33 protein-coding genes are annotated in these 20291 nt (G+C 66.7%); 32 read left to right on the forward strand and 1 reads right to left on the reverse strand.

Annotated elements, in window-relative coordinates:
• The first annotated feature begins 5 nt into the window (after positions 1-5).
• From rplD to truA, 29 genes are all read left to right on the forward strand, one after another.
• The gene (gene rplD / locus OG462_RS26250) at positions 6-656 is read left to right on the forward strand and encodes a 50S ribosomal protein L4 (protein WP_187623357.1); all 651 of its coding nucleotides are present in this window, start codon (positions 6-8) and stop codon (positions 654-656) included.
• The gene (gene rplW, locus OG462_RS26255) at positions 656-979 is read left to right on the forward strand and encodes a 50S ribosomal protein L23 (protein WP_015035575.1); all 324 of its coding nucleotides are present in this window, start codon (positions 656-658) and stop codon (positions 977-979) included. Before rplD ends, rplW begins: the two co-directional genes overlap by 1 nt.
• A 40-nt stretch (positions 980-1019) precedes the next feature.
• A complete protein-coding gene (gene rplB, locus OG462_RS26260; protein ID WP_030318653.1) occupies positions 1020-1856 on the forward strand; it encodes a 50S ribosomal protein L2 in 837 nt (278 codons plus the stop codon).
• A gap of 12 nt (positions 1857-1868) precedes the next feature.
• A complete protein-coding gene (gene rpsS, locus OG462_RS26265) occupies positions 1869-2150 on the forward strand; it encodes a 30S ribosomal protein S19 (protein WP_024755409.1) in 282 nt (93 codons plus the stop codon).
• Positions 2151-2192: 42 nt separating this feature from the next.
• Positions 2193-2540, forward strand: coding sequence for a 50S ribosomal protein L22 (gene rplV / locus OG462_RS26270; protein ID WP_056552397.1), 348 nt, complete (start codon positions 2193-2195; stop codon positions 2538-2540).
• A complete protein-coding gene (gene rpsC, locus OG462_RS26275; protein ID WP_030214015.1) occupies positions 2540-3391 on the forward strand; it encodes a 30S ribosomal protein S3 in 852 nt (283 codons plus the stop codon). Before rplV ends, rpsC begins: the two co-directional genes overlap by 1 nt.
• Positions 3392-3396: 5 nt before the next feature.
• Positions 3397-3816: a 50S ribosomal protein L16 gene (gene rplP / locus OG462_RS26280; RefSeq protein WP_015035580.1), complete on the forward strand. Its 420-nt coding sequence runs from the start codon at positions 3397-3399 to the stop codon at positions 3814-3816.
• A complete protein-coding gene (gene rpmC, locus OG462_RS26285) occupies positions 3816-4040 on the forward strand; it encodes a 50S ribosomal protein L29 (protein WP_017239580.1) in 225 nt (74 codons plus the stop codon). Before rplP ends, rpmC begins: the two co-directional genes overlap by 1 nt.
• The gene (rpsQ, locus tag OG462_RS26290; RefSeq protein WP_030318650.1) at positions 4040-4321 is read left to right on the forward strand and encodes a 30S ribosomal protein S17; all 282 of its coding nucleotides are present in this window, start codon (positions 4040-4042) and stop codon (positions 4319-4321) included. The genes rpmC and rpsQ overlap by 1 nt, the downstream gene beginning before the upstream one ends.
• Before the next feature lie 99 nt (positions 4322-4420).
• Complete coding sequence (gene rplN, locus OG462_RS26295) at positions 4421-4789, forward strand: 50S ribosomal protein L14 (protein ID WP_003956455.1); 369 nt, start codon at positions 4421-4423, stop codon at positions 4787-4789.
• Between the two features lie 2 nt (positions 4790-4791).
• The gene (gene rplX, locus OG462_RS26300) at positions 4792-5103 is read left to right on the forward strand and encodes a 50S ribosomal protein L24 (RefSeq protein WP_030214024.1); all 312 of its coding nucleotides are present in this window, start codon (positions 4792-4794) and stop codon (positions 5101-5103) included.
• Positions 5100-5657, forward strand: a complete 558-nt coding sequence (gene rplE / locus OG462_RS26305; protein WP_106975815.1) for a 50S ribosomal protein L5 — start codon at positions 5100-5102, stop codon at positions 5655-5657. Before rplX ends, rplE begins: the two co-directional genes overlap by 4 nt.
• A 5-nt stretch (positions 5658-5662) precedes the next feature.
• Positions 5663-5848 carry a type Z 30S ribosomal protein S14 gene (locus tag OG462_RS26310; RefSeq protein ID WP_003948630.1) on the forward strand — a complete coding sequence of 62 codons (186 nt, stop codon included), beginning with the start codon at positions 5663-5665 and terminating at the stop codon, positions 5846-5848.
• Between the two features lie 208 nt (positions 5849-6056).
• Positions 6057-6455 carry a 30S ribosomal protein S8 gene (rpsH, locus tag OG462_RS26315; RefSeq protein ID WP_015035585.1) on the forward strand — a complete coding sequence of 133 codons (399 nt, stop codon included), beginning with the start codon at positions 6057-6059 and terminating at the stop codon, positions 6453-6455.
• Positions 6456-6476: 21 nt separating this feature from the next.
• Complete coding sequence (gene rplF / locus OG462_RS26320; protein WP_406061271.1) at positions 6477-7016, forward strand: 50S ribosomal protein L6; 540 nt, start codon at positions 6477-6479, stop codon at positions 7014-7016.
• A gap of 3 nt (positions 7017-7019) precedes the next feature.
• The gene (gene rplR / locus OG462_RS26325) at positions 7020-7403 is read left to right on the forward strand and encodes a 50S ribosomal protein L18 (RefSeq protein WP_015035587.1); all 384 of its coding nucleotides are present in this window, start codon (positions 7020-7022) and stop codon (positions 7401-7403) included.
• Positions 7404-7449: 46 nt separating this feature from the next.
• Positions 7450-8052: a 30S ribosomal protein S5 gene (rpsE, locus tag OG462_RS26330; protein ID WP_030214033.1), complete on the forward strand. Its 603-nt coding sequence runs from the start codon at positions 7450-7452 to the stop codon at positions 8050-8052.
• Positions 8052-8234 (forward strand): 50S ribosomal protein L30, encoded by a 183-nt coding sequence (rpmD, locus tag OG462_RS26335; RefSeq protein WP_015035589.1) that lies wholly within the window; start codon positions 8052-8054, stop codon positions 8232-8234. Before rpsE ends, rpmD begins: the two co-directional genes overlap by 1 nt.
• A 1-nt stretch (position 8235) precedes the next feature.
• Entirely contained in the window at positions 8236-8691 is a 456-nt protein-coding gene (gene rplO, locus OG462_RS26340) for a 50S ribosomal protein L15 (protein ID WP_030318646.1), read from the forward strand.
• 213 nt (positions 8692-8904) lie between these two features.
• Positions 8905-10224 (forward strand): preprotein translocase subunit SecY, encoded by a 1320-nt coding sequence (secY, locus tag OG462_RS26345; protein ID WP_148005766.1) that lies wholly within the window; start codon positions 8905-8907, stop codon positions 10222-10224.
• Complete coding sequence (locus OG462_RS26350) at positions 10224-10871, forward strand: adenylate kinase (RefSeq protein ID WP_266895451.1); 648 nt, start codon at positions 10224-10226, stop codon at positions 10869-10871. Before secY ends, OG462_RS26350 begins: the two co-directional genes overlap by 1 nt.
• Positions 10872-10967: 96 nt before the next feature.
• Positions 10968-11819, forward strand: a complete 852-nt coding sequence (gene map, locus OG462_RS26355) for a type I methionyl aminopeptidase (protein ID WP_406061274.1) — start codon at positions 10968-10970, stop codon at positions 11817-11819.
• A gap of 181 nt (positions 11820-12000) precedes the next feature.
• On the forward strand, positions 12001-12222 hold the full coding sequence (gene infA / locus OG462_RS26360; protein WP_014047798.1) for a translation initiation factor IF-1: 222 nt from the start codon (positions 12001-12003) through the stop codon (positions 12220-12222).
• A gap of 62 nt (positions 12223-12284) precedes the next feature.
• Positions 12285-12398 carry a 50S ribosomal protein L36 gene (rpmJ, locus tag OG462_RS26365; RefSeq protein ID WP_003956441.1) on the forward strand — a complete coding sequence of 38 codons (114 nt, stop codon included), beginning with the start codon at positions 12285-12287 and terminating at the stop codon, positions 12396-12398.
• 203 nt (positions 12399-12601) lie between these two features.
• Positions 12602-12982: a 30S ribosomal protein S13 gene (rpsM, locus tag OG462_RS26370; RefSeq protein ID WP_015035595.1), complete on the forward strand. Its 381-nt coding sequence runs from the start codon at positions 12602-12604 to the stop codon at positions 12980-12982.
• Between the two features lie 66 nt (positions 12983-13048).
• Positions 13049-13453 (forward strand): 30S ribosomal protein S11, encoded by a 405-nt coding sequence (gene rpsK / locus OG462_RS26375; RefSeq protein ID WP_006376016.1) that lies wholly within the window; start codon positions 13049-13051, stop codon positions 13451-13453.
• A gap of 134 nt (positions 13454-13587) precedes the next feature.
• Positions 13588-14610 (forward strand): DNA-directed RNA polymerase subunit alpha, encoded by a 1023-nt coding sequence (locus tag OG462_RS26380; protein ID WP_003966937.1) that lies wholly within the window; start codon positions 13588-13590, stop codon positions 14608-14610.
• Positions 14611-14752: 142 nt separating this feature from the next.
• Positions 14753-15223: a 50S ribosomal protein L17 gene (rplQ, locus tag OG462_RS26385; RefSeq protein WP_406061277.1), complete on the forward strand. Its 471-nt coding sequence runs from the start codon at positions 14753-14755 to the stop codon at positions 15221-15223.
• A gap of 104 nt (positions 15224-15327) precedes the next feature.
• On the forward strand, positions 15328-16185 hold the full coding sequence (truA, locus tag OG462_RS26390) for a tRNA pseudouridine(38-40) synthase TruA (protein WP_406061279.1): 858 nt from the start codon (positions 15328-15330) through the stop codon (positions 16183-16185).
• Here truA and OG462_RS26395 read toward each other — a convergent pair.
• Positions 16156-17178 carry a hypothetical protein gene (locus OG462_RS26395; protein ID WP_406061282.1) on the reverse strand — a complete coding sequence of 341 codons (1023 nt, stop codon included), beginning with the start codon at positions 17176-17178 and terminating at the stop codon, positions 16156-16158. The two genes, truA and OG462_RS26395, sit on opposite strands and share 30 nt — an antisense overlap.
• A gap of 47 nt (positions 17179-17225) precedes the next feature.
• Here OG462_RS26395 and OG462_RS26400 point away from each other — a divergent pair, with 47 nt between their 5' ends.
• From OG462_RS26400 to rpsI, 3 genes are all read left to right on the forward strand, one after another.
• On the forward strand, positions 17226-18857 hold the full coding sequence (locus tag OG462_RS26400) for an ABC-F family ATP-binding cassette domain-containing protein (protein WP_406061284.1): 1632 nt from the start codon (positions 17226-17228) through the stop codon (positions 18855-18857).
• A gap of 387 nt (positions 18858-19244) precedes the next feature.
• On the forward strand, positions 19245-19688 hold the full coding sequence (gene rplM, locus OG462_RS26405) for a 50S ribosomal protein L13 (RefSeq protein WP_053646145.1): 444 nt from the start codon (positions 19245-19247) through the stop codon (positions 19686-19688).
• Positions 19689-19732: 44 nt separating this feature from the next.
• Positions 19733-20248: a 30S ribosomal protein S9 gene (gene rpsI / locus OG462_RS26410; RefSeq protein WP_406061285.1), complete on the forward strand. Its 516-nt coding sequence runs from the start codon at positions 19733-19735 to the stop codon at positions 20246-20248.
• The last annotated feature ends 43 nt before the right edge of the window (positions 20249-20291 follow it).

The raw sequence follows: 20291 nt of genomic DNA on the forward strand, positions 1-20291 counted from the left end.
AACCGATGAGCACCATTGACATCCTTTCGCCGGCAGGCGACAAGACCGGGACCGTCGAGCTCCCCGAGGAGATCTTCGGCGCCAAGGTCAGCGTTCCGCTGATCCACCAGGTCGTCGTCGCTCAGCTGGCCGCTGCCCGTCAGGGCACGCACAAGACCAAGCGTCGTGGCGAAGTCCGTGGTGGTGGCAAGAAGCCTTACCGCCAGAAGGGCACCGGCCGCGCCCGTCAGGGTTCGACCCGCGCTCCGCAGTTCGTCGGCGGTGGCGTCGTCCACGGCCCGCAGCCGCGTGACTACTCGCAGCGGACCCCGAAGAAGATGAAGGTCGCCGCCCTCCGCGGTGCCCTCTCGGACCGGGCCACCCACTCCCGCATCCACGTCGTCACCGGCGTGGTCGAGGGTGACGTTTCCACCAAGGCCGCGAAGACGCTGTTCGGCAAGATCTCGGAGCGCAAGAACCTGCTCCTGGTCGTCGAGCGCTCCGACGAGGCCGCGTGGCTGTCCGCTCGTAACCTGCCCCAGGTGCACATCCTGGAGCCGGGCCAGCTCAACACGTACGACGTGATCGTCTCCGACGACGTGGTCTTCACCAAGGCCGCCCTCGAGTCCTTCGTGTCTGGCCCCCAGACCGCTGAGACCGAAGGGAGCGACGCCTGATGACTGAGGCCGTCGTCACCAGCAAGACCTTCTCGGACCCGCGCGACATTCTGATCAAGCCGGTCGTCTCGGAGAAGAGCTACGCCCTGCTGGACGAGAACAAGTACACGTTCATCGTCGCGCCTGGCTCCAACAAGACCCAGATCAAGCAGGCCGTCGAGGCGGTCTTCTCGGTCAAGGTCACCGGGGTCAACACGATCAACCGCCAGGGCAAGCGCAAGCGCACCAAGGCCGGTTTCGGTAAGCGCAAGGACACCAAGCGCGCCATCGTGACCCTTGCTGAGGGCAACCGTATCGACATCTTCGGCGGTCCGACCGCCTAACGGCGGTCTGGATCGTCCGGAATCGGACGAGGACTGAGAAATGGGAATCCGCAAGTACAAGCCGACAACGCCGGGCCGCCGTGGCTCCTCCGTTGCCGACTTCGTCGAGATCACGCGGTCCACGCCGGAGAAGTCGCTGGTTCGCCCCCTGCACAGCAAGGGCGGCCGTAACAACACCGGTCGGATCACCGTTCGCCACCAGGGTGGCGGACACAAGCGCGCCTACCGTGTGATCGACTTCCGTCGTCACGACAAGGACGGCGTGCCGGCCAAGGTCGCTCACATCGAGTACGACCCCAACCGCACCGCGCGCATCGCGCTGCTCCACTACGTGGACGGCGAGAAGCGCTACATCATCGCCCCCAAGGGTCTGACGCAGGGTGACCGCGTCGAGAACGGCCCCGGCGCGGACATCAAGCCCGGCAACAACCTGGCGCTCCGCAACATCCCGGTCGGTACCACGATCCACGCGATCGAGCTCCGTCCCGGTGGCGGCGCCAAGTTCGCCCGCTCCGCAGGCGCCTCCGTGCAGCTGCTGGCGAAGGAGGGCACGATGGCCCACCTTCGTATGCCGTCCGGTGAGATCCGTCTCGTCGACGCCCGCTGCCGCGCCACGATCGGCGAGGTCGGCAACGCCGAGCAGTCGAACATCAACTGGGGCAAGGCCGGCCGTAAGCGCTGGCTGGGCGTTCGCCCGACCGTCCGCGGTGTGGCGATGAACCCGGTTGACCACCCGCACGGTGGTGGTGAGGGTAAGACCTCCGGTGGTCGCCACCCGGTCTCCCCGTGGGGTCAGAAGGAGGGTCGTACTCGCTCGCCGAAGAAGGCTTCGAGCAAGTACATCGTCCGCCGCCGCAAGACGAACAAGAAGCGCTAGGAGCGGGTTTAGATGCCGCGCAGTCTCAAGAAGGGACCCTTCGTCGACGGACACCTCGTAAAGAAGGTGGACGTACAGAACGAAGCCGGTACCAAGAACGTCATCAAGACCTGGTCCCGTCGCTCGATGATCATCCCGGCCATGCTCGGCCACACGATCGCGGTGCACAACGGCAAGACCCACATTCCGGTGTTTGTCACCGAGTCGATGGTCGGCCACAAGCTCGGCGAGTTCTCGCCGACGCGCACCTTCCGGGGTCACGTGAAGGACGACCGGAAGTCGAAGCGCCGCTAGTAGCGGGGTGGAATGACCATGACAGACACTGGAAGGACAACCATGGAAGCCAGGGCCCAGGCGCGGTACATCCGCGTCACGCCCATGAAGGCCCGCCGAGTGGTGGACCTTATCCGTGGCATGGACGCCACGGAGGCTCAGGCGGTCCTGCGTTTCGCCCCGCAGGCCGCGAGCGTGCCGGTTGGCAAGGTGCTTGACAGCGCCATTGCCAACGCTGCACACAACTACGACCACACGGACGCCTCTTCGCTGGTCATCAGCGAGGCGTTTGTGGATGAGGGCCCGACCCTGAAGCGGTTCCGTCCGCGTGCTCAGGGCCGTGCCTACCGGATCCGTAAGCGGACCAGCCACATCACCGTGGTCGTCAGCAGCAAGGAAGGAACCCGGTAATGGGCCAGAAGGTTAACCCGCATGGGTTCCGGCTCGGCATCACCACGGACTTCAAGTCCCGTTGGTACGCCGACAAGCTGTACAAGGACTACGTCAAGGAAGACGTCGCCATCCGTCGGATGATGACGTCCGGCATGGAGCGCGCCGGCATCTCGAAGGTTGAGATCGAGCGCACCCGTGACCGCGTGCGGGTGGACATCCACACCGCGCGTCCCGGCATCGTCATCGGCCGCCGTGGCGCCGAGGCCGACCGCATCCGCGGCGACCTCGAGAAGCTCACGGGCAAGCAGGTCCAGCTGAACATCCTCGAGGTCAAGAACCCCGAGATGGACGCTCAGCTGGTTGCTCAGGCCGTTGCCGAGCAGCTCTCCTCCCGCGTCTCCTTCCGTCGCGCCATGCGTAAGAGCATGCAGGGCACGATGAAGGCCGGCGCCAAGGGCATCAAGATCCAGTGTGGCGGTCGTCTCGGCGGCGCCGAGATGTCCCGCTCGGAGTTCTACCGCGAGGGCCGCGTGCCCCTGCACACGCTCCGCGCGAACGTCGACTACGGCTTCTTCGAGGCCAAGACGACCTTCGGCCGTATCGGCGTGAAGGTCTGGATCTACAAGGGCGACGTCAAGAACATCGCCGAGGTCCGCGCCGAGAACGCTGCGGCCCGTGCGGGTAACCGCCCGGCCCGTGGTGCGGGTGGCGCTGGCGACCGTCCCGCCGGCCGTGGTGGCCGCGGTGGCGAGCGTGGCGGCCGCGGCCGCAAGCCGCAGCAGCAGTCCGCGCCGGCTGCCGAGGCCCCCAAGGCCGACGCTCCCGCCGCCGCTGCCGCTCCGGCTGAGAGCACCGGAACGGAGGCCTGACCGAAATGCTGATCCCCCGTAGGGTCAAGCACCGCAAGCAGCACCACCCCAAGCGCTCGGGTATGAGCAAGGGTGGTACGCAGGTTGCGTTCGGCGAGTACGGCATTCAGGCCCTCACGCCGGCGTACGTGACGAACCGCCAGATCGAGGCTGCTCGTATCGCGATGACCCGCCACATCAAGCGTGGCGGCAAGGTCTGGATCAACATCTACCCGGACCGCCCCCTCACGAAGAAGCCCGCCGAGACCCGCATGGGTTCCGGTAAGGGTTCTCCGGAGTGGTGGATCGCGAACGTCAAGCCGGGTCGGGTGATGTTCGAACTGTCCTACCCGAACGAGAAGATCGCGCGCGAGGCCCTGACCCGTGCGGCCCACAAGCTGCCGATGAAGTGCAAGATCGTTAAGCGCGAAGCAGGTGAGCTGTGATGTCGGCCGGTACCAAGGCGTCCGAGCTGCGCGAGCTGGGCAACGAGGAGCTTCTCAACAAGCTCCGCGAGGCCAAGGAAGAGCTGTTCAACCTCCGCTTCCAGGCGGCGACGGGCCAGCTCGAGAACCACGGCCGGCTCAAGTCCGTCCGTAAGGACATCGCCCGGATCTACACCCTGATGCGTGAGCGCGAGCTGGGCATCGAGACGGTGGAGAACGCCTGATGAGCGAGAGCAACGTGACTGAGAAGACCGAGCGCAACGCTCGCAAGGTCCGCGAGGGCCTGGTCGTCAGCGACAAGATGGACAAGACCGTCGTCGTCGCTGTCGAGGACCGCGTCAAGCACGCGCTGTACGGCAAGGTCATCCGCCGTACGAACAAGCTCAAGGCTCACGACGAGCAGAACGCTGCCGGCATCGGTGACCGCGTCCTCCTGATGGAGACCCGGAAGCTGTCGTCGACGAAGCACTGGCGCGTCATCGAGATCCTCGAGAAGGCCAAGTAATTCTTGAAGGGGTAACCCTTCGAGTTCGTTCCGCCAGGCTCGGTCGGGGCTTCCACGTGAAGCCCCGGCCGGGAACCGGCAGACAATCAGGAGATAGACGTGATCCAGCAGGAGTCGCGACTGCGTGTCGCCGACAACACTGGTGCCAAGGAGATCCTTTGCATCCGTGTTCTCGGTGGCTCGGGTCGCCGCTACGCGGGCATCGGTGACGTCATCGTCGCCACCGTCAAGGACGCGATCCCCGGTGGCAACGTGAAGAAGGGTGACGTCGTCAAGGCGGTCATCGTTCGCACCGTCAAGGAGCGCCGCCGCCAGGACGGCTCGTACATCCGCTTCGACGAGAACGCCGCTGTCATTCTCAAGAACGACGGCGACCCTCGTGGCACCCGTATCTTCGGCCCGGTCGGCCGTGAGCTGCGCGAGAAGAAGTTCATGAAGATCATCTCGCTCGCGCCGGAGGTGCTGTAAGCATGAAGATCAAGAAGGGCGACCTGGTCCAGGTCATCACCGGTAAGGACAAGGGCAAGCAGGGCAAGGTCATCACGGCCTTCCCCCGCGAGAACCGCGTCCTCGTCGAGGGTGTCAACCGGGTCAAGAAGCACACCAAGGCCGGCCCCTCGCAGGCCGGCGGCATCGTCACGACCGAGGCCCCGGTCCACGTGAGCAACGTTCAGCTCGTCGTGGAGAAGGATGGCCAGAAGGTCGTCACGCGTGTCGGTTACCGCTTCGACGACGAGGGCAACAAGATCCGCGTTGCCAAGCGGACGGGTGAGGACATCTGATGGCTACCACCACTCCGCGTCTCAAGACGAAGTACCGCGAGGAGATCGCGGGCAAGCTGCGTGAGGAGTTCTCGTACGAGAACGTCATGCAGGTTCCCGGCCTCGTCAAGATCGTGGTCAACATGGGTGTCGGCGACGCCGCCCGTGACTCGAAGCTCATGGACGGTGCCGTCCGTGACCTGACCACGATCACCGGTCAGAAGCCGGCCGTCACCAAGGCCCGCAAGTCCATCGCGCAGTTCAAGCTCCGCGAAGGACAGCCGATCGGTGCGCACGTCACCCTCCGTGGCGACCGCATGTGGGAGTTCCTGGACCGCACCCTGTCGCTCGCGCTGCCGCGCATCCGCGACTTCCGTGGTCTGTCCCCCAAGCAGTTCGACGGGCGTGGCAACTACACCTTCGGTCTCACGGAGCAGGTCATGTTCCACGAGATCGACCAGGACAAGATCGACCGTGTCCGGGGTATGGACATCACCGTGGTGACCACGGCGACCAACGACGACGAGGGCCGTGCCCTTCTGCGTCACCTCGGCTTCCCGTTCAAGGAGGCGTAAGCGAGATGGCGAAGAAGGCTCTCATCGCGAAGGCTGCCCGCAAGCCCAAGTTCGGCGTGCGTGGCTACACGCGCTGCCAGCGTTGTGGTCGACCCCACTCCGTGTACCGCAAGTTCGGCCTGTGCCGCGTGTGCCTTCGTGAGATGGCTCACCGTGGCGAGCTGCCGGGCGTGACCAAGAGCTCCTGGTAATCCCTTAATTGGGATGACCGGAGTCTCTCGGTAAGCACTGGGTTGTCGGATGCCCATCCCTCCATGGCTTAGGCTAGGAGGGTTGGGCGTCCGTCGCCCGTACGACTTACTACGCCGTAGGTCCCCGCGCCGCACCCGTCCCGCCCCTGTGTGGGGAGAGGGATGGCGCATACAGGAAACCCCGGCGAGAGAGGCCGAAGGCCAATTCATGACCATGACTGATCCGATCGCGGACATGCTGACTCGTCTGCGTAACGCGAACTCGGCATACCACGACTCCGTGACGATGCCGCACAGCAAGATCAAGTCTCACATCGCGGAAATCCTCCAGCAGGAGGGCTTCATCACGGGCTGGAAGGTCGAGGACGCCGAGGTCGGCAAGAACCTCGTCCTCGAGCTCAAGTTCGGTCCGAACCGTGAGCGCTCCATCGCGGGCATCAAGCGGATCTCGAAGCCCGGTCTCCGGGTTTACGCGAAGTCCACCAACCTGCCGAAGGTTCTCGGCGGCCTGGGCGTGGCGATCATCTCCACGTCCCACGGCCTCCTGACCGGCCAGCAGGCAGGCAAGAAGGGCGTAGGTGGGGAAGTCCTCGCCTACGTCTGGTAGTCGGGAAAGGAAGGAAAGCTCATGTCGCGTATTGGCAAGCTGCCTATCCAGGTTCCCGCCGGCGTGGACGTCACCATCGAGGGCCGCACGGTCACGGTGAAGGGTTCCAAGGGCACCCTGAGCCACACCGTTGCCGCGCCGATCGACATCGTTAAGGGCGAGGAGGGCGTGCTCAACGTCCTTCGTCCGAACGACGAGCGTCAGAACAAGGCCCTTCACGGCCTGTCCCGCACGCTGGTGGCCAACATGATCACCGGTGTGACCCAGGGTTACGTGAAGGCGCTCGAGATCAGCGGTGTCGGTTACCGCGTGGCCGCGAAGGGCTCCAACCTGGAGTTCCAGCTCGGCTACAGCCACCCGATCCTCGTCGAGGCGCCCGAGGGCATCTCGTTCAAGGTCGAGTCGCCGACCAAGTTCTCGGTCGAGGGCATCGACAAGCAGAAGGTCGGCGAGGTCGCGGCGAACATCCGCAAGCTGCGGAAGCCCGACCCGTACAAGGCCAAGGGCGTCAAGTACGCCGGCGAGGTCATCCGCCGCAAGGTCGGAAAGGCTGGTAAGTAAGCCATGGCATACGGTGTGAAGATCGCCAAGGGCGACGCTTACAAGCGTGCCGCCAAGGCGCGCCGCCACATCCGCATCCGCAAGAACGTGTCGGGTACGGCGGAGCGTCCGCGCCTCGTCGTGACGCGTTCGAACCGCGGTATCACCGCTCAGGTCATCGACGACCTCAAGGGTCACACCCTTGCGTCTGCGTCGAACCTGGACGCGTCGATCCGCGGTGGCGAGGGTGACAAGTCCGCGCAGGCCAAGCAGGTCGGAGCTCTCGTCGCCGAGCGCGCCAAGGCCGCTGGTGTCGAGGCTGTCGTGTTCGACCGTGGTGGCAACAGGTACGCCGGGCGCATTGCCGCTCTGGCTGACGCCGCCCGCGAAGCCGGGCTGAAGTTCTAAGCCCCGGTTCCGGGACTAACGGACGTAACAGAGAGAGGTAAATCCAATGGCTGGACCCCAGCGCCGCGGAAGCGGTGCCGGTGGCGGCGAGCGGCGGGACCGGAAGGGCCGCGACGGTGGCGCTGCCGCCGAGAAGACCGCGTACGTTGAGCGCGTTGTCGCGATCAACCGCGTCGCCAAGGTTGTCAAGGGTGGTCGCCGCTTCAGCTTCACCGCGCTGGTCGTGGTGGGCGACGGTGACGGCACCGTAGGTGTCGGTTACGGCAAGGCCAAGGAAGTTCCCGCGGCCATCGCCAAGGGTGTCGAGGAAGCCAAGAAGAACTTCTTCAAGGTTCCGCGCATCCAGGGCACCATTCCTCACCCGATCACGGGCGAGCGCGCCGCGGGCGTCGTGCTGCTGAAGCCGGCTTCCCCGGGTACCGGTGTTATCGCCGGTGGTCCGGTGCGCGCCGTGCTCGAGTGCGCCGGCGTTCACGACATCCTGTCGAAGTCGCTCGGCTCTTCGAACGCGATCAACATCGTGCACGCGACCGTGGCGGCCCTCAAGGGCCTGCAGCGTCCCGAGGAGATCGCGGCTCGCCGTGGTCTGCCCCTCGAGGACGTCGCCCCCGCGGCTCTGCTTCGTGCACGTGCTGGGGCGGGTGCGTAATGGCTCGCCTCAAGGTCACGCAGACGAAGTCGTACATCGGCAGCAAGCAGAACCACCGCGACACCCTGCGCTCGCTCGGCCTCAAGAAGGTCAACGACGTGGTTGTCAAGGAGGATCGTCCCGAGTTCCGCGGCATGGTGCACACCGTCCGCCACCTCGTGACGGTCGAGGAGGTTGACTGACATGGCGGAGACCAACCCGCTGAAGGCCCACAACCTCCGTCCCGCCCCCGGCGCCAAGACCGCGAAGACCCGTGTCGGTCGTGGTGAGGCGTCGAAGGGTAAGACGGCCGGTCGTGGTACCAAGGGCACCAAGGCCCGTTACCAGGTTCCGCAGCGCTTCGAGGGTGGGCAGATGCCCCTCCACATGCGTCTGCCGAAGCTCAAGGGCTTCAAGAACCCGTTCCGCACCGAGTACCAGGTCGTGAACCTGGACAAGCTCACCGCGCTCTACCCGCAGGGTGGCGAGGTCACGGTGGCCGATCTGGTCGCCAAGGGTGCGGTTCGTAAGAACCAGCTCGTCAAGGTGCTCGGCACCGGCGAGATCACCGTGGCGCTGCAGGTGACGGTTGACGCCGTCTCCGGCTCCGCCAAGGAGAAGATCGCCGCCGCTGGTGGCACCGTCACCGAGCTCGTCTAAGACGACTCGATGGCTTGAACATCCGATCGGGGATGCCTCCCAAAAGGGGCATCCCCGATTGGTCGTTCCTAGGGGGGCATGGTCGCCGGTAAGGTGGCGTGCACTGTCTAGACTCCGTGCGGTATGCCCGCACGGAATTGATGACCGATACCTATTCGTCGAACCTCAAGACCGTCACCCTTGACGCCTAGCGCGGGGGTCGCAGGAGGCACCGTGCTCACCGCGTTCGCCCGGGCGTTCAAGACGCCCGACCTGCGCAAGAAGCTGCTCTTCACGCTCGCCATCATCGTGCTGTACCGCCTCGGGGCCCACATCCCGGTCCCCGGCGTCAGCTACGAGGCCGTCCAGCAGTGTGTCAAGCAGGCCAGCGAGGGCAACAACAGCCTCTTCGGCCTGGTCAACATGTTCAGTGGCGGAGCGCTGCTGCAGATCACCATCTTCGCGCTCGGCATCATGCCGTACATCACGGCCAGCATCATCCTGCAGCTGCTGACCGTCGTGATCCCGCGTCTGGAAGCCCTCAAGAAGGAGGGTCAGTCCGGTACCGCCAAGATCACGCAGTACACCCGGTACCTGACGGTCGCCCTCGCCGTGCTGCAGGGCACCGGTCTCGTGGCCACCGCCAAGAGCGGTGCGCTGTTCAGTGGCTGCCGCGTCGCCGACCAGGTCGTGCCCGACCCGTCGATCTTCAAGATCGCCACGATGGTCCTCACGATGACCGCCGGTACCTGCATCGTCATGTGGCTCGGTGAGCTCATCACCGACCGCGGCATCGGCAACGGCATGTCGATCTTGATGTTCATCTCGATCGCCGCCGGCTTCCCGGGCGCCCTGTGGGCCATCAAGGAGAGCGGCAAGCTCGCCAAGGGCTGGATCGAGTTCGGCACCGTCATCCTCATCGGCTTCGTGATGGTGGCCCTCGTGGTCTTCGTCGAGCAGGCCCAGCGCCGGATCCCGGTGCAGTACGCGAAGCGCATGATCGGCCGGCGCTCCTACGGCGGTACGTCCACGTACATCCCGCTGAAGGTGAACCAGGCGGGTGTGATTCCTGTCATCTTCGCGTCGTCGCTGCTCTACATCCCGGCCTTGATCGCCCAGTTCTCGAACTCCACCGCAGGGTGGAAGACCTGGATCGAAGCCCACTTCGTCAAGGGTGACCACCCCTACTACATCGCGACGTACTTCCTCCTGATCGTGTTCTTCGCCTTCTTCTACGTGGCGATCTCGTTCAACCCCGAGGAAGTCGCCGACAACATGAAGAAGTATGGTGGCTTCATCCCGGGTATCCGGGCTGGTCGACCTACTGCCGAGTATCTGAGCTACGTGCTCAACCGGATCACTTGGCCGGGCTCGCTGTACTTGGGTCTGATCGCTCTTGTGCCGACGATGGCGTTGGCAGGCTTCGGTGGCGCCAATGCCAACTTCCCCTTCGGTGGGACGAGCATCCTCATCATCGTGGGTGTGGGGCTGGAGACCGTGAAGCAGATCGAGAGCCAGCTCCAGCAGCGCAATTACGAAGGGTTCCTCCGCTGATGCGAATCGTCCTCGTCGGACCGCCCGGTGCCGGCAAGGGAACGCAGGCTGCGTTCCTTGCCAAGAACCTGGACATCCCGCACATCTCCACGGGCGACCTGTTCCGCGCCAACATCTCTCAGGGCACGGAGCTGGGTCTGAAGGCCAAGGCGTTCATGGACGCCGGCGACCTGGTACCCGACGAGGTGACCATCGGGATGGCCAAGGACCGGATGGAGCAGTCGGACGCCGCCAACGGCTTCCTGCTGGACGGGTTCCCCCGCAACGTGGCGCAGGCCGAGGCTCTGGACGTGGTCCTGAAGGCCGAGGACATGCAGCTCGACGCGGTCCTGGACCTGGAGGTCCCCGAGGACGAGGTCGTGAAGCGGATCGCGGGTCGCCGTATCTGCCGCAACGACTCGGCGCACGTGTTCCACCTGACGTACAACGCTCCGAAGACCGAGGGCGTCTGTGACGTCTGCGGCGGCGAGCTCTTCCAGCGCGACGACGACTCCGAGGAGACCGTCCGCCGGCGCCTGGAGGTCTACCACACGCAGACCGAGCCGATCATCGACTACTACCGGGCGCAGAACCTGGTCGTGACGATCTCGGCGCTCGGCAAGGTGGACGAGGTCACCGCGAAGGCGATGGCCGCGCTCAAGAAGTAACCCTGGTTCGTCCGATACGGCCGCGGTGCCCCTCAGGGGCGCCGCGGCCGTATCGTTGTTCTGTTCCCCGTACTCGATGGAAAGGCCGCGGCCACGATGGTGCAGATCAAGACCCCCGAGCAGATCGCGAAGATGCGCGAGGCGGGGCTGGTCGTCGCCGCCATTCACTCGGCGACCCGTGAGGCGGCCGTGCCGGGCGCCACGACCCGCGACCTCGACGAGGTCGCGCGGAAGGTCATCGCCGACCACGGCGCGAAGTCGAACTTCCTCGGGTACGGCGGTTTCCCCGCGACGATCTGCACCTCGGTGAACGAGGTCGTCGTCCACGGCATCCCCGACGAGAAGACCGTCCTCAAGGACGGCGACATCATCTCCATCGACGCGGGCGCGATCGTGGACGGCTGGCACGGTGACGCGGCCTACACGGCCTTCGTGGGCACCGGGCACGCGCCCGAGCTCGTCGAGCTCTCCCGTGTCACGGAGGAGTCGATGTGGGCCGGCATCGCGGCCATGAAGCTCGGCAACCGCCTGGTCGACATCTCGAAGGCCATCGAGACGTACATCAAGCGCCAGCCGCGTCCGGCGGTCGGCGACCACAGCCTCGGTCGGTACGGGATCATCGAGGACTACGGCGGCCACGGCATCGGCACCGAGATGCACATGGACCCGCACCTGCTGAACTACGTCTCCCGCAAGCGCGGCAAGGGCCCGAAGCTGGTCCCCGGCCTCTGCCTGGCGATCGAGCCGATGGTCTCCCTGGGCACCCCCCAGACGGAGGTCCTGAAGGACGACTGGACGGTCATCACCACGGACGGCACCTGGTCCTCGCACTGGGAGCACAGCATCGCCCTGACGGAGGAGGGCCCGCTGGTCCTCACCGCGGTCGACGGCGGCAAGGCGAAGCTGGCGGAGCTGGGTGTGACGGCTGCGCCGGATCCGCTGGCTTAGTAGGCGTAGCTTGGAATTTCTACGGCGTGGTGCCTTGCGTAAGGATCAGTTCGGGTGGGCAGACTTCCCGATTCGTCTTTTCCTGGGGCCTGACGTAGACTGATGCGTCGGCTCTCGTGTACCCGTGTGTCCGCATACGGCGGCGAGAGTCGATCAAGGTAGCCGATTCGAAAGGCGAAGCGTGGCCAAGAAGCAAGGTGCCATCGAGATCGAGGGCACCGTGATCGAGTCCCTCCCGAACGCCATGTTCAGGGTGGAGCTCCAGAACGGTCACAAGGTCCTCGCGCACATCTCCGGCAAGATGCGGATGCACTACATCCGAATCCTTCCGGACGACCGGGTCGTCGTGGAGCTCTCTCCGTACGACCTGACGCGTGGCCGGATCGTCTACCGGTACAAGTAGATCTTGCCCGCACCCCGCCTTGTGCGCGGGTGGTGGCACTGACCCGGAGAACCTCACATCCCATGAAGGTCAAGCCGAGCGTCAAGAAGATCTGCGACAAGTGCAAGGTGATCCGCCGTCACGGCCGGGTCATGGTCATCTGCGACAACCTGCGCCACAAGCAGCGCCAGGGCTGACGCACGCCGACCGACCTGCAATTTCGCAGTTCTTCGCGCGACGCATAGCAATACGTACATACGCAGAGCCCGTCGGGCCGTGTTCCACGGTTGACGGCACCTCCGGCGGGGGCCGGGGACCCGGACGTACCACCCTCTGATTCAGAGGGTCGGCGGTCGGGAGCGGTTCTGCAGCAGACCCCCGAGAACACAGGAGCCATTGAATGGCACGCGTTTCCGGTGTTGACATCCCGCGCGAAAAGCGTGTGGTGGTCGCACTCACCTACGTCTTCGGTATCGGGCGTACCCGGTCCGAGGAGATCCTCGCCGCGACCGGCGTGAACCCGTCCACCCGTGTCCGCGACCTTGCCGAGGAAGACCTCGTCAAGATCCGCGAGTACGTGGACGCCAACCTCCAGACCGAGGGTGACCTCCGCCGCGAGATCGCCGCCGACATCCGCCGCAAGGTCGAGATCGGCTGCTACCAGGGTCTGCGCCACCGTCGTGGCCTGCCCGTCCGCGGCCAGCGCACCAGCACGAACGCTCGTACCCGCAAGGGCCCGCGTCGCGCCATCGCCGGCAAGAAGAAGCCGGGCAAGAAGTAGTCCTCAGCGGACGCTTGACCAAGCGGTCTTCGCTGTAGGACCGACCACCTCCCGTAGGAGTTATAGATGCCCCCCAAGGGTCGTCAGGGCGCTGCCAAGAAGGTGCGCCGCAAGGAAAAGAAGAACGTCGCTCACGGGCACGCCCACATCAAGAGCACGTTCAACAACACCATCGTCTCGATCACGGACCCCGCGGGCAACGTGATCTCCTGGGCCTCCGCCGGCCACGTCGGCTTCAAGGGCTCGCGCAAGTCGACCCCGTTCGCCGCGCAGATGGCCGCCGAGTCGGCCGCTCGCCGCGCGCAGGAGCACGGCATGCGCAAGGTTGACGTCTTCGTCAAGGGTCCGGGCTCCGGCCGCGAGACCGCGATCCGCTCCCTCCAGGCCACGGGCCTCGAGGTCGGTTCGATCCAGGACGTCACCCCCACGCCGCACAACGGCTGCCGTCCCCCCAAGCGCCGCCGCGTCTGACGCACGGCTGCTTGATTCAGGACTTCGGGCGGTACGGCTCTTCGGACCGTGCCGCCCGTACCCTTGCAGTACGCAGTACGCAGCACTCCGTCGGACGTCAAATAGTGGGCGTCCACGACTGAAGGACTGAACACATGCTTATCGCTCAGCGTCCGTCGCTGACCGAAGAGGTCGTCGACGAGTTCCGCTCCCGGTTCGTGATCGAGCCGCTGGAGCCGGGCTTCGGCTACACCCTCGGCAACTCCCTCCGCCGTACCCTCCTCTCCTCGATCCCGGGTGCCGCTGTCACCAGCATCCGTATCGACGGTGTCCTGCACGAGTTCACCACCGTGCCGGGCGTCAAGGAGGACGTGACCGACCTCATCCTCAACATCAAGCAGCTGGTCGTCTCCTCGGAGCACGACGAGCCGGTCGTGATGTACCTGCGCAAGCAGGGCCCGGGTCTGGTCACCGCCGCCGACATCGCGCCCCCGGCCGGTGTCGAGGTGCACAACCCCGACCTCGTCCTCGCCACGCTCAACGGCAAGGGCAAGCTGGAGATGGAGCTGACCGTCGAGCGCGGTCGCGGCTACGTCTCCGCCGTGCAGAACAAGCAGGTGGGCCAGGAGATCGGTCGTATCCCGGTCGACTCCATCTACTCCCCGGTGCTCAAGGTCACGTACAAGGTCGAGGCGACCCGTGTCGAGCAGCGCACCGACTTCGACAAGCTGATCGTCGACGTCGAGACCAAGCAGGCCATGCGCCCGCGTGACGCCATGGCGTCCGCCGGTAAGACCCTGGTCGAGCTGTTCGGTCTGGCGCGCGAGCTCAACATCGACGCCGAGGGCATCGACATGGGCCCGTCCCCCACGGACGCCGCCCTTGCCGCCGACCTGGCGCTGCCGATCGAGGAGCTCGAGCTCACCGTTCGTTCGTACAACTGCCTCAAGCGCGAGGGCATCCACTCCGTGGGTGAGCTCGTGGCGCGTTCCGAGGCCGACCTGCTCGACATCCGCAACTTCGGTGCGAAGTCGATCGACGAGGTCAAGGCGAAGCTGGCCGGTATGGGCCTCGCGCTGAAGGACTCGCCTCCCGGCTTCGACCCGACCGCCGCCGCTGACGCCTTCGGCGCCGACGACGACGCGGACGCCGGTTTCGTGGAGACCGAGCAGTACTAGTAGATCGTCTGCGGGCCGGTTTCGGCTGGTCGCGCAGTTCCCCGCGCCCCTTCTGGGGCGCGGGTCTTCGACGGGCGACCGCCCGCTCGGATACTGACCTCGGTACCTGATACGGCCGAGGCAGATCACAAGGAGAAACACCATGCCGCGTCCCGCGAAGGGTGCCCGCCTCGGCGGTTCCGCCGCGCACGAGAAGCTGCTTCTTGCCAACCTGGCGAAGTCGCTGTTCGAGCACGGCCGCATCACCACGACCGAGGCCAAGGCCCGTCGCCTGCGTCCGGTCGCCGAGCGCCTGATCACCAAGGCGAAGAAGGGCGACATCCACAACCGTCGCCTGGTGCTGCAGACGATCACCGACAAGGGCATCGTCCACACCCTCTTCACCGAGATCGCCCCGCGCTACTCCGAGCGCCCGGGTGGCTACACCCGTATCACCAAGATCGGCAACCGTCGTGGCGACAACGCCCCGATGGCCGTGATCGAGCTGGTCGAGGGCGAGATCGCCAAGAAGGCGACCGTCGCCGAGGCCGAGGCCGCCACCGTGCGCGCCGTCAAGGAGGCCGACGCGGCCGCCGAGGCTCCGGCCGAGACCGTCGAGGACTCGACCAAGTAAGAGGGCGTGAAGGACGCGTAAGCGTTCCGAACGACTGTTCTCGTGTGCGGGCCCGTACCCCTTGGGGTGCGGGCCCGTTCCCGTGTGTTTGAGAGGATCTCCGCGTGAGCGATGACGTGCAGGACGGGTTCGTACGGGTTCGGCTTGACCTGTCGTACGACGGCAAGGACTTCTCCGGCTGGGCCAAGCAGGCCCAGGGGCAGCGGACGGTGCAGGGGGACATCGAGGCCGCCCTGCGGACCGTGACCCGGTCCACGGAGACGTACGAGCTGACCGTGGCCGGCCGGACCGACTCCGGGGTGCACGCGCGCGGCCAGGTCGCACACGTCGACCTGCCCGTCGAGCTGTGGGCCGAGCACCGCGACAAGCTGCTCAGGCGGCTCGCAGGGCGCCTCTCGCACGACGTGCGGGTCTGGTCCCTGACCGAGGCCCCCAGCGGCTTCAACGCCCGGTTCTCCGCGATCTGGCGCCGCTACGCGTACCGCGTCACCGACAACCCCGGCGGCGTCGACCCGCTGCAGCGCGGCCACGTCCTGTGGCACGACTGGGCCCTCGACATGGATGCCATGAACGAGGCCGCCGCCGCGCTCGTGGGCGAGCACGACTTCGCCGCGTACTGCAAGCGACGCGAGGGTGCCACCACCATTCGCACGCTCCAGGAGCTGCGCTGGGAGCGCCGGCCCGACGGTGTGATGGAAGCCACCGTGAAGGCCGATGCCTTCTGCCACAACATGGTCCGCTCGCTGGTCGGCGCCCTGCTCTTCGTCGGCGACGGGCACCGGCCGGTGGACTGGCCGGGCAAGGTGCTCGCGGCCGGCGTCCGGGACTCGGCCGTGCATGTCGTACGGCCGCACGGCCTCACCCTCGAAGAGGTCGGCTACCCGGCCGACGAGCTCCTGGCCGCCCGGAATCTGGAGGCCAGGAACAAGCGGTCACTCCCCGGGAGCGCCGGCTGCTGCTGAGGCCTGGGCGCGGCCGCGGGCGTAGATCTGGTTGAAGGCGAAGGTGCCCAGGTCGTCGCTGGCCTGGAAGATCGGCTTGTCGGCCGTGGTGACCTTCTTGCCGTTGGCGAAGCCGGCCTGGGTGAAGTAGGCGTAGCGGCCGATCGAGTTCGAGCGGCGCAGGCAGACGGTGGCGTGGCAGAAGTCACGCACGCCGGCGCCTGCCAGCGGGGCGATACCGCCGGTGGCCTGGGCCTTCGCCTTGAGGGCCGCGGCCTCCGAGGGGAAGACGGCGACGCCGACGGTGATCGCCACGCCGTCCTTCACATAGGTGGCACGGAGTACCCGCTGGCAGCCGTTCTTCTTCAGGACGGTGCCGAGGCCGCCCTGGGTGACGGACGCGCAGTTGGTGGTCGAGGAGGTCGCGCCCTTCGTGTACGGGCGCTTGTTCATCGTCAGCTTCTTGCCCGGGAAGAGGCCCTCCGCGGAGAGCGGGGCCTTGTCCTTCTTCGGGTCCGAGATGTAGTCCTTCGGGTTCGGCGGGGGCGGCGGCGCCACCGAGGAGAAGGTCGGCTCGGGGGTCGGCGCCGCGGTGGGGGAGACCGTGCCGGTGGGGACCCCACCGTTCTTGGTCTCGTCGTTCTTCTTGCCGCCGGCCACCACGGCGGTGGCGACGATCGCGCCGACGACCAGGGCGGCCACCGCGCCGCCGCCGATCACCATCCAGCGCTTGCGCCGGTTACGGGAGGCCGAGGCGTCGGCGAGCGCGCCCCAGTCGGGGGTCGCCCCGCCGCCCTGGGCGCCCGGGAAGGGGTCCGGCTGCTGTCCGGGCTGCTGCCCGTAGCCGGGCTGCTGCCCGTAGCCGGGCTGCTGCCCGTACCCCTGCTGCTGCCCGTAGCCCGGCTGTCCGCCGTCCTGCGGCGACTGTCCGTACCCCTGCTGCGGCTGCTGTCCGTACCCCTGCTGCCCGCCCTGCTGCGGCTCTTGCGGCCACTGCGGTCCCCCAAAGCTCATGCCGCGCATCCTAAACCGGTTGGGCCGAGCCGACGCGGGCGGCGACAATGCACCTCATGGGACATGTCGAGGCCGCGCATCTTGAGTACTACCTGCCCGACGGGAGGGTCCTGCTCGGGGACGTCTCCTTCCGGGTCGGGGAGGGCGCCGTCGTCGCCCTCGTCGGAGCCAACGGCGCCGGCAAGACCACACTGCTCCGGCTGATCTCCGGGGAGCTCCAGCCGCACGGCGGCTCGGTCACCGTCAGCGGCGGCCTGGGCGTCATGCCGCAGTTCATCGGCTCCGTACGGGACGCGTCCACCGTCCGTGACCTGCTGGTCTCGGTGGCGCAGCCGCGGATCCGGGAGGCCGCGAAGGCGGTCGACGAGGCCGAGCACCTGATCATGACGGTCGACGACGAGGCCGCGCAGATGAAGTACGCGCAGGCCCTCAGCGACTGGGCCGAGGTGCAGGGGTACGAGGCCGAGACGGCCTGGGACATCTGCACCATGGCGGCGCTCGGCGTCCCGTACGAGAAGGCGCAGTTCCGGGAGGTGCGGACGCTCTCCGGCGGAGAGCAGAAGCGCCTGGTCCTGGAATCGCTGCTGCGCGGCCCCGACGAGGTGCTGCTCCTCGACGAGCCGGACAACTACCTCGACGTGCCCGGCAAGCGGTGGCTGGAGGAGCGGCTGCGGGAGACCCGCAAGACCGTGCTCTTCATCTCCCACGACCGGGAGCTGCTCTCCCGGGGAGCCCAGAAGATCGTCGCGGTCGAGCCCGGCCCGGCCGGCTCGGACGTGTGGGTGCACGGCGGCGGCTTCGACACCTTCCACGAGGCGCGGCGCGAGCGGTTCGCGCGCTTCGAGGAGCTGAAGCGGCGCTGGGAGGAGAAGCACGCCCAGCTGAAGAAGCTGGTCGTCAACCTGCGGCAGGCGGCGTCGGTCAGCCACGACATGGCCTCCCGGTACGCGGCGGCGCAGACGCGGCTGCGGAAGTTCGAGGAGGCGGGGCCGCCTCCGGAGCCGCCGCGCGAGCAGGACATCCGGATGCGGCTGCGCGGCGGCCGTACCGGTGTGCGTGCCGTGACCTGCGAGAACCTTGAGCTGGCCGGTCTGATGAAGCCGTTCTCGCTGGAGATCTACTACGGGGAGCGGGTCGGCGTCCTCGGCTCGAACGGGTCGGGCAAGTCGCATTTCCTGCGGCTGCTCGCGGGAGACCCGTCGGTCGCCCACACGGGTGACTGGAAGCTGGGCGCCCGTGTGGTGCCGGGGCACTTCGCGCAGACCCACGCGCACCCGGAGCTGGCCGGGCGGCCGCTCGTCGACATCCTGTGGACGGAGCACGCCAAGGACCGCGGCGGGGCGATGTCGATGCTGCGGCGGTACGAGCTGGAGCGGCAGGGCGACCAGCCGTTCGACAAGCTCTCGGGCGGGCAGCAGGCCCGGTTCCAGATCCTGCTGCTCGAACTGGCCGGCACGACGGCGCTGCTCCTCGACGAGCCGACGGACAACCTGGACCTGGAGTCGGCCGAGGCCCTGCAGGACGGGCTCGAGTCGTACGACGGGACGGTGCTGGCCGTGACCCACGACCGGTGGTTCGCGAAGAGCTTCGACCGGTTCCTGGTCTTCGGGTCCGACGGGGTCGTACGGGAGACCAGTGAGCCGGTGTGGGACGAGCGGCGGGTGGAGCGGGCGCGGTGACCTCGGGCGGTCGGCGGCGGGTTCGGGCTTCGGTCGGCGGACGGAGTCCGGCGCAGCCGTGCGACGCCGGAGAGGCCCCTTGGGGCCGAGTCGTGCGAGTGCGGCGTGGGGGAGAGGCGGCCCAGTGAGCCGGTGTGGGACGAGCGGCGGGTGGAGCGGGCGCGGTAGGGGCGGCGCGTTTTGACCCGTCCGGTGTGGCGCGGGTACTGTTGCGGTTTGTTATGCGTATGGGCTTCGTCGTTCTCGCACGAAGAGCCCTTACGCAGGTTCCCTGGAGCAGTTACCAGTGGCTCGCATACGGGCGGTGTCCCGGCAGTGCAGGCCCCAGCTGCATGATCGCTTCAGGTGTGTCTGGACTCCATCCACTGAAGAAGCGAAGGCTACGAAGTGCGTACGTACAGCCCCAAGCCCGGCGATGTCACTCGCCAGTGGCACATCATCGACGCGCAGGACATCGTCCTGGGCCGTCTGGCGACCACGGCTGCGAACCTCCTCCGAGGCAAGCACAAGCCCGTCTACGCCCCCCACATGGACATGGGCGACTTCGTCATCATCATCAACGCTGACAAGGTCCACCTGTCCGGCAACAAGAAGACCCAGAAGCTGGCGTACCGCCACTCCGGCTTCCCGGGTGGTCTGCGCTCCGTCCGTTACGACGAGCTGCTCTCCAAGAACCCCGAGAAGGCCGTCGAGAAGGCCATCAAGGGCATGATCCCCAAGAACACCCTGGGCCGCCAGATGCTCTCGAAGCTGAAGGTCTACGCGGGCGAGAACCACCCGCACGCTGCTCAGCAGCCGGTCCCGTTCGAGATCACCCAGGTCGCGCAGTAGTTCCGGCCACACCCCCTAAGAACGAAAGAAATCTGAGGAGAATCGTGGCCGACGAGACCACCCCCGAGACCCCCGTCGACGAGTTCGAGGGCGTTGAGGAGTACACCACCGAGACCGAGCTCGTCGAGGGTGAGTACACCTCCGAGTCGCTCGCGTCCCGCTTCGGCGACCCGCAGCCGGCCGCCGGCCTGGGCCGTCGCAAGAACGCCATCGCCCGCGTCCGGATCGTTCCGGGCACCGGCAAGTGGAAGATCAACGGTCGCACCCTTGAGGACTACTTCCCCAACAAGGTGCACCAGCAGGAAGTCAACGAGCCCTTCAAGGTGCTCGAGCTCGACAACCGCTACGACGTCATCGCCCGCATCGCGGGTGGCGGTGTCTCCGGCCAGGCCGGCGCCCTGCGCCTCGGTGTGGCCCGTGCGCTGAACGAGGCGGACGTCGAGAACAACCGCCCGGCGCTGAAGAAGGCCGGCTTCCTCTCCCGCGACGACCGTGCGGTCGAGCGCAAGAAGGCCGGTCTCAAGAAGGCCCGTAAGGCTCCGCAGTACAGCAAGCGTTAATCGCCTGCTCGGTCTGCTTTCGTACGCCCCGGCGGCACTGCCC

It is taken from the genome of Streptomyces sp. NBC_01077 (genome assembly GCF_045162855.1).
GTDB lineage: Bacteria > Actinomycetota > Actinomycetes > Streptomycetales > Streptomycetaceae > Streptomyces.